19 protein-coding genes are annotated in these 14,666 nt (G+C 40.0%); 9 read left to right on the top strand and 10 right to left on the bottom strand.

The annotated features are described in order from the left end of the window. Positions 1-93: 93 nt before the first annotated feature. Together O2S85_RS12675 and O2S85_RS12670 are read right to left on the bottom strand one after the other, a co-directional pair. On the bottom strand, positions 94-303 hold the full coding sequence (locus O2S85_RS12675; protein ID WP_269409688.1) for a spore germination protein GerPB: 210 nt from the start codon (positions 301-303) through the stop codon (positions 94-96). An 18-nt stretch (positions 304-321) separates the two neighbouring features. Beyond that, positions 322-534 carry a spore germination protein gene (locus tag O2S85_RS12670; protein WP_269409687.1) on the bottom strand — a complete coding sequence of 71 codons (213 nt, stop codon included), beginning with the start codon at positions 532-534 and terminating at the stop codon, positions 322-324. Between the two features lie 205 nt (positions 535-739). On the opposite strand from O2S85_RS12670, the gene O2S85_RS12665 reads away from it, so the two are divergent. Together O2S85_RS12665 and O2S85_RS12660 are read left to right on the top strand one after the other, a co-directional pair. Then, on the top strand, positions 740-1,102 hold the full coding sequence (locus tag O2S85_RS12665) for a YisL family protein (protein ID WP_269409686.1): 363 nt from the start codon (positions 740-742) through the stop codon (positions 1,100-1,102). Between the two features lie 68 nt (positions 1,103-1,170). After that, complete coding sequence (locus O2S85_RS12660) at positions 1,171-2,655, top strand: alpha-amylase family glycosyl hydrolase (RefSeq protein WP_269409685.1); 1,485 nt, start codon at positions 1,171-1,173, stop codon at positions 2,653-2,655. A gap of 49 nt (positions 2,656-2,704) precedes the next feature. Here O2S85_RS12660 and yppF read toward each other — a convergent pair whose 3' ends face one another. From yppF to O2S85_RS12645, 3 genes are all read right to left on the bottom strand, one after another. After that, positions 2,705-2,890, bottom strand: a complete 186-nt coding sequence (gene yppF / locus O2S85_RS12655; RefSeq protein WP_269409684.1) for a YppF family protein — start codon at positions 2,888-2,890, stop codon at positions 2,705-2,707. Between the two features lie 84 nt (positions 2,891-2,974). After that, the gene (locus tag O2S85_RS12650) at positions 2,975-4,210 is read right to left on the bottom strand and encodes a hypothetical protein (RefSeq protein WP_269409683.1); all 1,236 of its coding nucleotides are present in this window, start codon (positions 4,208-4,210) and stop codon (positions 2,975-2,977) included. 166 nt (positions 4,211-4,376) lie between these two features. Beyond that, complete coding sequence (locus O2S85_RS12645; RefSeq protein ID WP_269409682.1) at positions 4,377-5,237, bottom strand: DegV family protein; 861 nt, start codon at positions 5,235-5,237, stop codon at positions 4,377-4,379. Positions 5,238-5,513: 276 nt separating this feature from the next. Here O2S85_RS12645 and O2S85_RS12640 point away from each other — a divergent pair, with 276 nt between their 5' ends. Next, the gene (locus O2S85_RS12640) at positions 5,514-6,359 is read left to right on the top strand and encodes a YitT family protein (RefSeq protein ID WP_269409681.1); all 846 of its coding nucleotides are present in this window, start codon (positions 5,514-5,516) and stop codon (positions 6,357-6,359) included. Here the strand turns inward: O2S85_RS12640 and O2S85_RS12635 are convergent. From O2S85_RS12635 to O2S85_RS12615, 5 genes are all read right to left on the bottom strand, one after another. Then, on the bottom strand, positions 6,356-8,053 hold the full coding sequence (locus O2S85_RS12635; RefSeq protein WP_269409680.1) for an IS1182 family transposase: 1,698 nt from the start codon (positions 8,051-8,053) through the stop codon (positions 6,356-6,358). The two genes, O2S85_RS12640 and O2S85_RS12635, sit on opposite strands and share 4 nt — an antisense overlap. A gap of 170 nt (positions 8,054-8,223) precedes the next feature. Further along, complete coding sequence (locus O2S85_RS12630; protein WP_269409679.1) at positions 8,224-8,487, bottom strand: NifU N-terminal domain-containing protein; 264 nt, start codon at positions 8,485-8,487, stop codon at positions 8,224-8,226. Between the two features lie 270 nt (positions 8,488-8,757). Then, positions 8,758-8,952, bottom strand: coding sequence for a DUF3813 family protein (locus tag O2S85_RS12625; RefSeq protein WP_269409678.1), 195 nt, complete (start codon positions 8,950-8,952; stop codon positions 8,758-8,760). Then, positions 8,953-9,105, bottom strand: a complete 153-nt coding sequence (locus O2S85_RS12620; RefSeq protein ID WP_269409677.1) for a hypothetical protein — start codon at positions 9,103-9,105, stop codon at positions 8,953-8,955. A gap of 153 nt (positions 9,106-9,258) precedes the next feature. Continuing rightward, positions 9,259-10,092, bottom strand: coding sequence for a Cof-type HAD-IIB family hydrolase (locus O2S85_RS12615; protein WP_269409676.1), 834 nt, complete (start codon positions 10,090-10,092; stop codon positions 9,259-9,261). A gap of 170 nt (positions 10,093-10,262) precedes the next feature. Here O2S85_RS12615 and O2S85_RS12610 point away from each other — a divergent pair, with 170 nt between their 5' ends. The 6 genes from O2S85_RS12610 (at position 10,263) to O2S85_RS12585 (ending at position 14,650) form a co-directional block, all read left to right on the top strand. Continuing rightward, on the top strand, positions 10,263-11,024 hold the full coding sequence (locus O2S85_RS12610; RefSeq protein ID WP_269409675.1) for an alpha/beta fold hydrolase: 762 nt from the start codon (positions 10,263-10,265) through the stop codon (positions 11,022-11,024). 137 nt (positions 11,025-11,161) lie between these two features. After that, complete coding sequence (locus tag O2S85_RS12605; protein WP_269412578.1) at positions 11,162-11,473, top strand: metal-sulfur cluster assembly factor; 312 nt, start codon at positions 11,162-11,164, stop codon at positions 11,471-11,473. Positions 11,474-11,546: 73 nt separating this feature from the next. Next, positions 11,547-12,047: a molybdopterin-guanine dinucleotide biosynthesis protein B gene (gene mobB / locus O2S85_RS12600; RefSeq protein ID WP_269409674.1), complete on the top strand. Its 501-nt coding sequence runs from the start codon at positions 11,547-11,549 to the stop codon at positions 12,045-12,047. Between the two features lies 1 nt (position 12,048). After that, the gene (locus O2S85_RS12595; protein ID WP_269409673.1) at positions 12,049-12,522 is read left to right on the top strand and encodes a molybdenum cofactor biosynthesis protein MoaE; all 474 of its coding nucleotides are present in this window, start codon (positions 12,049-12,051) and stop codon (positions 12,520-12,522) included. Further along, positions 12,515-12,751 (top strand): molybdopterin converting factor subunit 1, encoded by a 237-nt coding sequence (gene moaD, locus O2S85_RS12590; protein WP_269409672.1) that lies wholly within the window; start codon positions 12,515-12,517, stop codon positions 12,749-12,751. The genes O2S85_RS12595 and moaD overlap by 8 nt, the downstream gene beginning before the upstream one ends. 621 nt (positions 12,752-13,372) lie before the next feature. Beyond that, positions 13,373-14,650, top strand: coding sequence for an L-lactate MFS transporter (locus tag O2S85_RS12585; protein WP_269409671.1), 1,278 nt, complete (start codon positions 13,373-13,375; stop codon positions 14,648-14,650). Positions 14,651-14,666 lie beyond the last annotated feature (16 nt).

The following is a 14,666-nucleotide window of genomic DNA, read 5'->3' as shown; positions in this document are numbered from 1 at the left end:
CCCCCCTTTCTGCCAGGACAGTTGTTCCACTTGGTAATTGGTACCATGGGCAGAGGCCTATGATCAGTTTATGCAGCATTTTATTTGTTTGTGCTACCCTTGAGGTGCAAGTGGAACTAATGGAGAAAATTCCGTTGTAAGCGCCTCTGCCTTTTCAACAGGCTCAGTATACCCTCCTGTATTATGAATATCGGAACGTGCTTGAATACTCCCAGTACTGCCAATTTGTAATACAGAGGAGTTGGTGATTGCACCGACTTTAATAAGGTTAATATTGATGGACTGATGAATGGTAAGGCACATGTTTCTCACTCCCACTCATTACACGATTCCTTGATCAAATGTGTCTTTATCATATACATTCGTACTTGACTGACCAAGACGAATCTTAGTGCCATTTCCAGTGTTAAAGGAACCGCCGCCAGCGTATGTTTTTGCCTGACTTTCCGGACACATTGCATAGACATCTCCAATATTAAAAATACTGGATGAACCAATACTGACAACTTTTACCGCTCCCACTTTTGCCGGCATGCATTCGTCCCCCTTTACGGTATAGTTTATGTGAATTGGGTGGAATTGTTGAATTAAGTGAACAGAGGTAAACCAGAGCGGGTAGGGTGGAATGATTAAACAGTTCATAAAGTGTTCATATAACTTTCAAATGAATTTACTAGTCGGACATGGTATGATAGGTTTGGTGTAAATTTGTAAGTAACCGTGATTGGGAGGAATGGTAATGAACACACATCTGCACGTAACATCGTGGATCCTGGCGTTTATCCTGTTTATTGTCGTATTGATACTCAATAAACAAGGAAAAGCCAAAGGAGCAAAAATTGTTCAAATGATCTTAAGACTGGATTTTTTACTTATCTTGTATTCAGGTGGTACGCTACTCGCCTATTATTTTGGCACACCGCAAATTGGAGAAGCGATTTTTAAAGGACTTGCCGGTATCTGGGCAATCTTTGCACTGGAAATGATCAGTACAAAGAGCGGACAGGGCGAACCAACCAAAAGTTTTTGGATACAATTAATTATCGCGGTTTTACTGACATTCATTTTGGGCTTCGGCCGCTTGCATTTAGGATTTTTCTAAGAATATAGATAGCAAGACCCCCGTTATATAAGTGCATATACGGGGGCTTAAGTGATGGGGGAAACGGTATGAAAAAGTATGTATTGCTTGTGTTCGCTATTCCGCTTTTGCTTTGTTGGTCAAATCCGGTTCATGCACAAAAGAATGCTATTAGCGATGAAATTATTTATTCGATATTTGTCGATCGGTTTAATAATGGTGATCAGCAACCTAGTAATCAGATGAATGTGGATGATCCGGCAGCATATCACGGTGGAGATCTACAGGGTATAATCGATAAGCTTGATTACATTAAGGAATTAGGTTTCACAACCATTTCCTTATCATCCATTATGCAAAATGCCAAAGGTGGCTATCATGGTTATTGGATTGATGATTTTTTAAAGGTTAATGACCAATTTGGCACGATGAAAGATTTACAAAGGCTGGTAAAAGAAGCACATAAGCGTAATTTAAAAGTATTATTGGAGTTTGTTCCGAATTATGCAGCACCAACACATCCATTTGCCAAAGATCCCGACAAGACATTGGCAAACGATATTACCGATGATTCATTAGGGTTGGATCAAGCAGTAAGATTGAATCCGGAAAACGCTGAAGTGAAACAAATGTTGTTCGACGCCGGTGACTTTTGGCTGGACAAGGCGGATATTGATGGCTACAACGTGCATGCTGTTGATCAAACACCGCCACAATTTTTGAAAGCTTTCGTTGATCATTTAAAAAGTAAAAAACCGGACATTTTTTTGACCGGAAGCGTGTTGAACGCGGATGATCTATCGAAGGAAAGCTATGATGCAGGTATCCCACTCATTGCTAACCCGGCAATGCAAGCGTCAATGGCTGACGTCTTCAGTCATGTCGGAACACCAGTGGATAAGCTTTATCAGCAATGGGAAACAGCTGGGAAAAATAATGATTTACTGTATATTGATAATAAATTTACGAAACGCTTTACCCAGAAAATCGTTGATAATGGTCAGAATCCTGTAACAGCATGGAAGCTCGCACTTGCCTATATGTATACAACACCAGGGGTTCCACTAGTATATCAAGGGTCGGAAATTCCCATGGATGGTGAGACGGTTGAGGCTGGTAACCGATTGGTGCAGTTCAACCATAAGGATGAGGATATGGGAGATTTTTTCACCAAAATGACATCTTTAAGGACAAGGTTTCCCGTTTTAAGGGATGGAGACTTTGAACTCGCAGGATCCAATGGGGCAATGAGTGTTTTTAAACGCTCGGATGGTCAGGAGACGATGTACATAGCGATCAATAATGATACGGGTACAAAAGCTGTTACGATTGACGATGTTCCCAATGGCATGCAGTTGACCGGATTATTGGGAGATAATATTGTACGAAAAGATCAAGACGGCAATTACAAATTAGGCATTGACCGTGAATCTGTAGAAGTATATGTTGTTGAGAAAGATACTGGTTTAAATTGGCTGTTTATTGGTATGATTGTTGGCGTCTTTGTCATATTCATTCTTGCAGTTGTCTTGTTAAGCAGAAAACAGCGGAAGAATAAGGACATGCAATCTTAGATATTAAAAAGAGCGCCCCGATGATTTGTGGACGCTCTTTTTTAAATGATCAAATATACTCATGGGAAGATGTTGCCCCTTGTTCATGTAAAAAATGAAATATATCTTGATAGGTGGTAATATCGATTTCACCGGCAACATATTGCTTTTGATAAAAATCCAATAACTGGTTGATGGATGGGTGAGTCTCTTCACGATCCAGCGCATACTGCCTCATCATATCCTCCAACTGCATAAACACACTCCCTCACATATTTTTGAGCCATTGCTGTAACCTGTCCAATCGGTTCTATCTAAAATATATGAAGGGTGCAGGTAATTAATTCATCGATCTTGTTTTTCGCTGCATAGCGAAGGCAATCCAAATGATCACAATACCGACAATCATTAATATGCTTGCGCCAAGTAATCCTTCTGAAATGTAGGGAATATAACCAAATCCGCACCAGCGGGCAAATCCGTCCCCGAATAAGAATAGTTCATTTAAGAAAAAACCAACGAAGAAAATGATCATGCCTGATGGAAAAAGTTTCGTGCTTGTATGAATCATGTTGTTTAATTGGAACTGCGTCAAAATAAATATACTGATAAAGCCCAACAAGGAAAAATGCAAATAGCCGATGATGATACTTCTTGTTTGGTAGACAAGCGCAGCCATTGTCGGCGAGATTAATCCCAATTCCATCGTGCTCTTTACGACGAGTAAAAAGAAAGTGATCCATAAAGAGACAATTGTAATTTCACGGACCTGTCGATAGAGATGCACCCAGATTTCTCTAAAAGCAATGATAACAAAGACAACGCCGATAAATTGACCGATGCTGCCAATAGTTGCAAGTATGTGCCCCCAGTACCCTACATTGCTCCAGAGGATGGATAAAAAGTATCCCGGGAATAAAGCAACAAAATAAAACCAAAATCCGGATTTTAACCATATATGCGGGAAAGGTATTTTCCGTCGATGAATGGTAAAAATAAATAATCCGATTAATATCAGCGTTAGCCAGCCATTGTACTGAAAATGCAAATAAAAATAAATGGCCATATCAAAAATTGGACTATTTCGTAACCCATTTGCTGCGATAAACCCCAGAGAAAATGGACCAATCGATGAAATGATCAACGCAATTAATGCACCATATATAAACAACCGGCTTACATACGGTACACTGTTTTGCCGACGTTTGATTTGCAGATACATAAATAAAGCAGCCCAATATTCAACAACAATATGAATAATCGAGAAAATAATGGCATATGTCCCGTATCCCTGACCAATATAAGCGATAAACATTAGACAAGATGTAATAAAAATGGATACGACAAGTGCATATGCTTGTTTTTTTTGCTGGATTGACTTCCAAAAAAGCGATAAAAAAATAAGAAAAACTCCAAGGAAAGTCCAACCTAAAATAGCCAAATGTGAATGTGCGTGCATCACGTTTGTATAAGGGATGATTTCACCCGGAAGATACGGGGATAATCGCATCCATAATCCGGATAAAGCTGTCAGGATGAATAGTAAGAATGTAAAATGTGCAAAAAGCCGCGGCATGTTCTAATCGCTCCCATTACAAAATAGCTATACTACACTATTGTCGCGAAATAGGGCAAAAGATGCAAGCATATCAAAGCCAATGTCAAAAAAAATAACATGATTGTGGCAGAATTGGTAACTTTTAAGAATTGGCTTATGCCGTAAACCATTGTTTTTAAAATACTTAATTATATTCATCATTCAAACAAAATACTGCTAGTGTTCCTGGTCCGGAATGGGCGCCAATGGCTGCGCCGATCATTTCAATTTTTAAGTCTTTTGGATGAAGTTTCTCTTTGACAAGTTCTGCTAATTTTTCTGCGCGTTCTAAATCATCTCCATGAACGATACCTATCACTTGATTCTCTAAATGAACACCACGCTGTTCAGCAATCTCGATCATACGGTTGAGCAGTTTTTTTGCACCGCGTATTTTTTCCAGAGGAACCAATTTGCCATCGTCCACATGCAAAACGGGTTTGATTTTTAATAGGGAACCTACGAATGCAGCTGTTCTGCTGACACGTCCACCACGATATAAGTATTCCAAATTATCTACCGTAAAAATATGCTCCATATGACTGGCATAAAAGTTAGCCATGTCCCAAATGTCTTTAACATTCGCGCCATCGTTTGCCATTTTTGCAGCTCTTAGTACGATAAGACCACAACCAAGGGAAGCACATTTGGTATCCATGACATGGATGGAGCTTTCTGGATATTCCTCTTTTATCTCCTGCTCGGCAATTTTGGCGGTTTGATAGGTACCGGATAATTCCGAGGAAAAACTCAAGTAGATGCAGGGTTGATTGATCTCTGCATATGATGTGAAAACATCTTTGAAAACCTGTAACGACGGTTGCGATGTTTTTGGGACTTTTCCTTCACGCATGGCATCATAGACGGTTTTCGGTGAAATGGTTTGTCCGTCCAGGTAATCTTTTTCGTCCAGGTGCACCGTTAAGGGTATCATTTCAATGTTGAATTCGTTATAATGTTTTTCTGACAGATCACATGCAGAATCGGCAAGGATTTTCACCTTCATGTCTTCACCTTCATTCGTAATAGTGCGTGTTCAAAAAGGAGGATAAAAAGGACCGAGAAGTTCTAGGCGGCGTAGCTTTGAGCACCGGAGTGTACATAAAAGGTACATGAGGAGCGGAAAAGCAAGCCAACGACGAAATTCGAAGCGTCATTTTTACCGGACTTTTTGAACATCCTTTAATAATTAACATTGTATTTAGTGTATAGTGAACATGTAAGATAGTCAAAATATTTCTTGCTACAGCCTTAATAGGTTGCGTGAACAAGGAGAGGTGTTATGTTTTTAGTTGAGGCCAAGCGAATCATCATTGTAATATTTGGTGCTTTATTGGGAGCGATCGCACTAAACTTTTTCCTTATTGAAGCAAATGTCTATGCGAGCGGTTTTACCGGGGCAGCCCAGCTACTTTCCAGTGTGTTTGGTGATTTTCTTGGAATTAAAATTAGTACAGGTATTTTACTATTCATACTTAACATTCCTGTCGCCGTCCTTGGTTGGTTTAAGGTTGGCAAGGGATTTACGATTTATAGCGCAATTTCCGTATTATGTACAACAGTATTCTTGGAGGTGCTTCCTGTTGTGGAATTCTCCAATGATATTATTTTGAATGCGGTTTTCGGCGGCGTTATTTCCGGTGCCGGAGTGGGGCTTACATTGAGGTATGGGGCATCGACCGGGGGACTGGATATCATTGCCATGGTTCTATCCCGGATGAAGGACAAACCAATTGGTACGTATTTTCTTCTTTTAAATGCCATCATTATTGCATTTGCCGGTATTCTTTATAAACCGGAGAACGCGCTATACACCATGGTAACGCTCTATGTGACAACCAGGGTCATCGATGCTATTCATACGCGTCATGAGAAGGTAACTGCAATGATTATTACCCATAAAGCGGAAGAGCTGCAACAGGCAATTCACAATAAAATGGTACGGGGGATTACCATTTTGCCGGCAAAAGGCGCCTATACAGGCGAGAATAAAAACATGATGTACCTGGTAATAACGAGGTACGAATTATACGATTTGGAGAAAGTAATTTCGGAAGTCGATCCAAACGCGTTTACTAATATCGTTCAAACAACGGGTATTTTCGGGTTATTTAGGCGTGACAATTAATTGGAAAAACGAAAAGGGGCTGGGACATAACTAGCCAAAAATAGTAAATAAAAAGGTTCCAAGCAAATCAAAAGTTTGCTTGGAACCTTTTTTGTGGAGTTGTTTCTATCTTCCGGTACTAATTTACCGTTCGTGGCGGTGTACTTTCTCAAGTTCACCGCCATCAATGCAATTCCTAATTCATTTTTCACTTTCTGTTTTCCTCTAACGGAAAAACGAGTGAAACCCAAATTAGCCTTCAGAAAGCCGAACGCTGGTTCTACATCGATTTTACGTTTTCCGTAAATTTCACCAGTTTTCTCGTCTGAAAGCTTCGCACGTACATATTCTTTTTGGGATTCCCACTTTTCATTCATGTAGACTTTTCGGTTGTTTCCTTCTTTTGCTTTCGTACATAAATCGCGGAGTGGACAGCCCGAACAGTCCTCACATTCGTACACTTTAAATTCACGGGTGAATCCGTACCTGTCTGTTCGTTTGGAATGATGGCTAAATCGTACTTTCCGTCCATTTGGGCACAGAAAAGTATCTTCGTCCTCATTATAATCCCAATTATCTACATGAAAAGCGTTGTCCTTATGCTTCTTTTTCTTCTCCTTTCGATATTGATTGTATGTAATAAGTGGCGTTCGATTTCGATTCTCGATGATATCTTCATAATTCTGTTCACTGCCATATCCGGCATCCGCGACAATGTGTTCCGGCAGTTCGAAAAAGTTTTCTTCAATCGAGTCGAGAAAAGGAATTAAAGTGCGTGTATCCGTCGGGTTTGGGAAAACATCGTAAGCGAGCGCGTATTGACCTTCCGTTGCAATCTGGACATTGTAACCAGCTTTCAATTGACCGTTCTTCATGTAGTCGTCCTTCATGCGCATAAACGTCGCATCCGGATCTGTCTTTGAATAACTGTTACGGTCCCCGAATTTCTCCATATCGTTTTGATACTTTTGCTTACGAGTGATGAAATCGTTAAACTGCTTGCGAGCTTGTTTTGGAAATTTACGTTCGGAACGGATTTTCTTTCGTTCGCTACCAACTTCACAAGCTTCGATTTTTTTATCGTATTCCTCAACCTTTTCATCTAACTTTTCGACTACTTCTCCCATTTCTTTAACGGAAAGTTCCTCTTCTGTTTCTCGCTCTATTGCCGGAATGATCTCCTTCTCCAACAGCTCATCATACAGTTGATTGGACTTTTCGATTAGCTTATCACTATATTTTTCAACGGATTTCCGCCACACAAAGGTGAACTTATTTGCGTTCGCTTCGATTTTTGTACCATCAATAAAAATGGCTTCCTCTTCAATCAATTCCTTTTCCACAAGCTGATTCCGGAACTGGACAAAGCATTCACGTAGTATGTTTTCGATGAGTGGATTCGAACGGAAACGATTGATGGTGCGATAGCTGGGTTCATGTCCTTGAGTCAACCACATCATGCGGATACTATCCTGTAATAAAGCTTCTATTTTACGACCAGAAAACACGGATTGCGTATACCCACACAAAATGATTTTCAACATCATGCGAGGATGGTACGCAGGACGGCCGGTTTGTCGTATAAAGTCATCGAAAACCTCTTCGGGAATACTCTCGACAAGATCGTTGATCGCAAAAGCAATATCATTCTCTTTCAATTTAATTTCTAAATCTAGCGGCAAAACTACCTGATTCATGGTATAATGTTTAAACATAAGGACACCTCCATAAATTATTGTGTAGTTACTTTAATTTTATCAAAGGGTGTCCTTTTTGTTTACTAAAATAATGTCAAAAAAGGCGTGGGGCCTACACTTTTTTTAGTGTAAGCTCCTACGCCTTAATTTTTATTTACTGGAGTTTTGTCCCAGCCTCTTTTGTTTGATTAATATCCGTATTTCGTAAAAACCTTCTCGACTTCTGGTTGGAGTTGTTCCCATTCTGCATCGAATTCTTTATTGACGGTGATAAAATTTTGGTAACCAAAAACATTATCGACGCCATTCAATTTCATAAGATCGTTAAGAATATCATATTCACTTGTATCCCCGGACATAACCGAAATACTGTTGGTGCCTTGAAATATTAATTTATCGGTTGTGAATTTTAATGCGTTTGGATTTGGTGTAGCTTCTGCTCGCACTCCCATTGTGTCATTCCTCCTCATTTTAAAACCCATTTGTCTCTATATTAGCAGAAATAGGACAGGGATAAAAGGGATATCCAGGTCTTGTTCTTGTTACGCTAATTATTAAAATACAAGCATAGTTGGGAGCATATGTATCCCCGTAGTATTTGGTAACCACGGGGTTTTGCTCGAAACTCGTGAAACCATTTCATCACTGTTAATGAGTTGGATATTGACTAGGATCAAGCTTTTATGAAATACGCCGCTAACCGGGCGCTTCTTCTGCGGAGGTTAGCTTAATTGATTTTTTTGTTTGAGTGATTGTTCCAATTGCTCAAGCTGTTGCTTTTCCTCATCGGTACAATTATTGTATGCCTGTTGGATAGCTTGCTCGGCTGCTTGTTTATCTTGTTCACTCGGTGTGTTATTGGTGTTTGTTAAACGACTGATAGCGGATTTGGCCTGTTGAAAAAAATTGTTTTCCAATTAAAATCCTCCTACAGTATGGTTATTGGCTTCCTCTTCGGTGTCTACTGTTGCATCGGAAAGACGTGACCGGTAAGGAAACCGTTCATCATGCTTCTTCACGGAATCTGAGCCATGTTGCACAAACCGTCTCGACTTACTGTTTTTCGCCATGACGATTCCTCCCAACAAAATAAGTGAACGCGATGGATACGTTCACTTATAGTATGATGAATGTGTGTTGAAATATAAAAGGAAAATGTCGGGAACATGCTAAAGGATTCAAATAAGTCCAGTAACATTATCAAGAACAAAAAGATACGGATGTTACATTGCCTTTGTGTTCAGGGTTAAATAACGATCAAGGAAATGACCGATACCGTCTTGTTCATTTGTATCTGTTATATGGTTAGCAACGGATTTTAATTCATCGATTGCGTTTGCCATGGCGACACCAACACCAGCATATTCAATCATTTCCAGGTCATTGTCCTCATCACCGAATGCAATAATCCGTTCTTTTGGGATATGATAATAATGCGCGACTTTTTGTACACCAACTGCTTTGTTCATCCCCTTTTTGACAATTTCAATAATGTTCCATGGTGCACCCCATTTACGGTGTTCGATCAATTCAGCGTGATAATCATTCAAATGATTGCGTAGCGCAGTTATATTATTTTCCATTGGATAAATAAGCAATGAGGTTGGATCATCCTGCAGTTTATTTTTCAATCCCCCGATAGTAAATGGCGGATCGTTTGGTGCCATTTTAAAAATGTCCAGGATCTTTTCATCATATTGGTCCAGATAGACGTTATCTTTTACTTCGGCCATCACGTTATAAACGCCTATATGGTAACACGCATCAACAATTTTTAGCGCAGTTCGTTTGGGCATAGGGTTGTGTAAAACCCTCCATTTATTATCATATGGATGATGAATGAGCGCGCCATTAAAATTAACCATTGGTGTGTTCAACCCAAGTTCTTGATAATAACCGATACTTGACCGATGTGGCCGGCCTGTTGAAATGATGACAATATGCCCTTGTTCTTTTGCTTGTAGAATCGCTTGTTTTGTTAGCGGACTAATAACTTTATCATCGGTTAAGAGGGTACCGTCCAAGTCCAAAGCAATTAAATGTTGTTTCTTTTCCATATTTTCACCTCGCATGCCAATAGTGTATAAGTGTTTCATTAGAAAGTAAAGAATAATATTACAGATTTAGCTTTTGTTGTTGTACTTGAAGTCTCACTTTATTTGCAATGCAGCGCATAGTAATATTAAGATAGGTATAATATATTATTTTTGATGAAAGGATCTTAAGGATGATTGGTGTCATACATAAAAACTTCAACAATATTCCGGCATTAGAAGTGGTTGATGTCAAATATGAAACAAAGGCATTACCCGTTGTTATTTATTTTCATGGCTTCACTAGTGCCAAAGAACATAATTTACCACTCGCCTATTTATTAGCTGCAAAAGGATACAGGGTGGTTTTGCCTGACAGTGAATATCATGGCGAACGTGAAATTGAAATGTCAGCAATCGAGCGGCAAGTTTCCTTCTGGGATATTGTCATGCAGAACATAAAGGAATTAAAAGAAATCCGGGATACCTTAACAGAGCAAGGTCTTTTACTTGATGGCCGGATTGGGATTGCCGGGACAAGTATGGGAGGAATTACAACATCAGTAGCCTTGACCCAATATCCATGGATTAAAGTCGCGGCGATTTTGATGGGGTCACCGAAGATTACTGTTTATGCTAAAACATTAGTTGATACACTTAAGAAGATGGGCAAACTGCCAGTTACAGATGACATCATCGATCAATTGTATCAGGATTTGAAAATGGTTGACTTGTCACTACATCCTGAAAAACTAAACCAGCGGCCACTTTTATTCTGGCATGGGGAAAACGACTCGGTTGTCCCTTTTGATCACTCGTACACTTTTTATGAGGATGTCAAACATCATTATACCAATCAGGATCAGATTCAATTTATGAAAGAAGCCAATCGCGATCATAAAGTTAGCCGAAAAGCGATTCTGGCAACGGAAAAATGGTTTGAAACGTACTTATAAAGTGAAAAATTGGTATTGCATCTCGTAATGCGTAATAAACAATACATTCATTGATTGACGTGTGAGATAAATCATTTGAAAATACGTTGAAATATGTTTAAATGAAAGTAGGAATAAGCAGGGGAGGTATTGAAACAATGGATGAAGCGTTACAGGATAATATCCTTGGTGCACTCGAAAATGTTATCGACCCGGAACTGGGGATTGATGTTGTCAATCTAGGCCTCATTTACGGTGTTGAGTTGAATGATGATGGTGTTTGTGATGTGACAATGACATTAACTGCCATGGGGTGCCCGTTATCTGCACATATTGAGGCTGACATTCAGCGAGCGCTTGCAGATATCCCTGAAATCAAAGAAGTTAATGTAAACATTGTGTGGAATCCGCCTTGGGGTAAAGATAAAATGTCACGATATGCTAAGATTGCGTTGGGTATTCCAGATTGATGAGATATTAGGTTGATTCAGAATAATGGATCAGCCTTTTTTAATACATGAAGTTCAAAAGTGAGTGTTATATATGAAAATATGCCAAATTGTTGGTCATAAAAATACGGGTAAAACAACAGTTATGAGCCAACTGATTCGGCACCTTACAAAATATGGATGGAAAGTTGGTACATTAAAGCATCACGGGCACGGCGGAGATCCTGCAGTAATGCAAAATACTGATACTTATCAACACTTTGCATCGGGGGCAAGCCTTAGTGCGGTGCAAGGGGAAACAAGCACCGAGATCCTTCTGCCAAACATACCAGTAGCCGAAATGATGGAACTGTATCAGTTAGTACATATCGATATCCTGTTGGTAGAAGGTTTTAAACAAGCGGTCTTTCCCAAAATTGTTTTGGTGAAAAACGAGGAAGATGTATCGCTTTTACATAGGCTTTCTACTATAATTGCTGTAGGAACCTGGAACAAAGGAATAGTGGCAGATGTTGACTATCCAGTGTTTTCGGTTCCAAAGATTGAAGCACATCTCGGCATGCTTGCTGATATTATTGTAAATGAAGGGTGTTAAGATGGAAAAATATTTTTGGATTACCGACTGCCCCATTCAGGTAAATGATTGCATCGAAAAAGTTGTTCGACCGGAAGCAGGTGCAGTTAACACTTTTATTGGCACGGTTCGGGAATTTACCAAAGGCAAGCGAACACTATATTTGGAATATCAAGCATATATCGCGATGGCCGAGAAAAAACTCAAACAAATTGGTGACGAAATCCAAGCTAGCTGGCCAGATGCAAAAACGGCGATTGCCCATCGAATAGGCCGCTTGGAGATATCGGATATTGCCGTTGTGATTGCGGTCTCGACCCCACATCGTGCAGATGCCTTTGCAGCGAGTCGTTATGCGATTGACCGAATCAAGCAAATTGTCCCTATTTGGAAGAAGGAACATTGGGAAGATGGTACCAAATGGATTGGGGATCAATTGGAAACGACATCTTATCAAGATCAATTGCCAACAGAGGAGGAAATGTACCATGATTGATGTGTTGTTTTTTGCGGAATTACAAGAATCCTTAGGCAAAGATAGACTATCACTCGAAGCAGCGAATGTTGCTTCGGTAAAAGAATTGAAAACACGTTTGCAAAGTGAGTACCAACTGGAAGCAATAGATCGTGCCATGATTGCTGTAAATGAGGAATATGCAACAGAAGACGCCGAACTTATCGATGGTGATGTGGTTGCCTTTATTCCACCGGTTAGTGGCGGATGATGATTCCTGTATGTATCACAATAAGTCTAATATAACAGTATTGCTAATAGTGCGTGTTCAAAAAGGAGGATAAAAAGGACCGAGAAGTTCTAGGCGGCGTAGCTTTGAGCACCGGAGTGTACATAGAAGGTACATGAGGAGCGGAAAAGCAAGCCGACGAGTTCTTCAAATGAAGGCCGACTAAAAACGGGCTTGCGCTCAGGCGTCGGCATATCCCTTTTGCAGGGGCATGTCATTTTTACCGGCCTTTTTGAACATCCTCTAATAAGAACACAAAACCGATTTTCTTAGATTAGAGTGTGTGACTTTTTGAACATCCGCTAATAGAAAATCGGTTTTTTGAAAGGGCGTTGCTCTCAAGTTCGTTTATTTCTCTGCCGCTTTTGAAATGTTTAACACACTCCGATTGATTTTGCGCCCTACACTATCAATTTTCTCCTGTATTTTATCGATTTTGCTTTTAATGGTAAATTTCTCTCCATACACCACGATACAATTAGCAAATTCATAGGGACAATCAGCTATAAATATGATATTATGATAATTAGAAAATAGCAAATATTCATGACGCCTGCTTGCAAATGCACATTCATTCGTATGGAAAAAAGGGAGGTTCTTTAGTTGCAAAAGGTGAAAAATCGTTGGCTTATTGCTGTTTGTGGCGTTGGCGTCCATATTTGTATTGGTTCCGCCTATGCTTGGAGTGTGTTTACCAATCCAATGGCAACTCAATACGGTTGGAAAACAACACAAATTTCACTGGTGTTCAGTATTGCAATTTTTATTTTGGGTTTTTCGGCTGCTTTTATGGGCAAATTTGTTGAAAAGCATGGGCCGAGGAAATCAGCCATGCTTGCTGCTTTATTTTTTGGTGTGGGTGTAGCGGGATCGGGACTTGCTACAGCGATGGAATCATTAATACTATTATATTTTTTTTACGGGATTATTGGAGGGATTGGACTGGGCATCGGTTATATTGCACCAGTTTCAACGTTGGTTAAATGGTTTCCGGATCATCGGGGATTGGCAACGGGTCTTGCGATTATGGGGTTTGGGTTTGCCTCTTTAATTAGTGGGCCGGCCGCTGCTTCCTTAATTGATTCAGTGGGCATATCCAATACATTTTTTATTCTTGGTATGGTTTATTTTTTTGTGATGACCCTGGCTTCTTTATACTTATCTCCGCCACCAGCGGATTGGGCACCACAAGGATTCCGTGAAAAAGCACAACAAACAACCAGGATGGTAAAACCGGATCTATCTCAGCTTACTGCAAATGAGGCAATTAAGACCCGCCGCTTTTGGCTGTTGTGGGTGATGTTGTTTTTGAATGTTACGTGTGGTATCGCCATTATTTCGGTTGCTTCCCCAATGGCTCAGCAAATCGCCGGGATGACCCCTGCCGCAGCTGCAACCATGGTTGGTGTTATGGGATTATTTAATGGTGGTGGCCGGATTGGCTGGGCAACATTGTCAGATTATATTGGACGTCCAAATATATATACGACTTTTTTTGCCATTGAAATAATCGCTTACTTCCTGCTGCCGATTTCTGCTAATGTTATCTTGTTTCAAATACTGGTATTTCTTATTGTCTCCTGTTATGGCGGTGGTTTCGCGTCCATTCCCGCTTACATTGGTGATATCTTTGGAACAAAACAGCTTGGCGCCATTCACGGCTATATATTAACTGCCTGGGCAATGGGTGGAGCTGTAGGACCGATTCTATTATCATTGATCTATGATACCAGTAAGAGTTATAATTTAACTATGGTTATTTTTGGTATCATTTTTGTAATTGCTTTCATTGTTTCTTTATGGATTCGGGTTGATATGAGGAGATTAAGAGAACAGCAACATGTTTCCACCGGGTCTTTTCCGAGGATTAGTAATAAATAGCGGGAATAGAAGCAAA

This window comes from Lentibacillus daqui (assembly GCF_027186265.1).
GTDB classification, from domain to species: Bacteria; Bacillota; Bacilli; order Bacillales; family Amphibacillaceae; genus Lentibacillus_C; species Lentibacillus_C daqui.
Note: the sequence above shows the minus strand (reverse complement) of the source record. Positions and strands in the feature narration are given on the sequence as shown.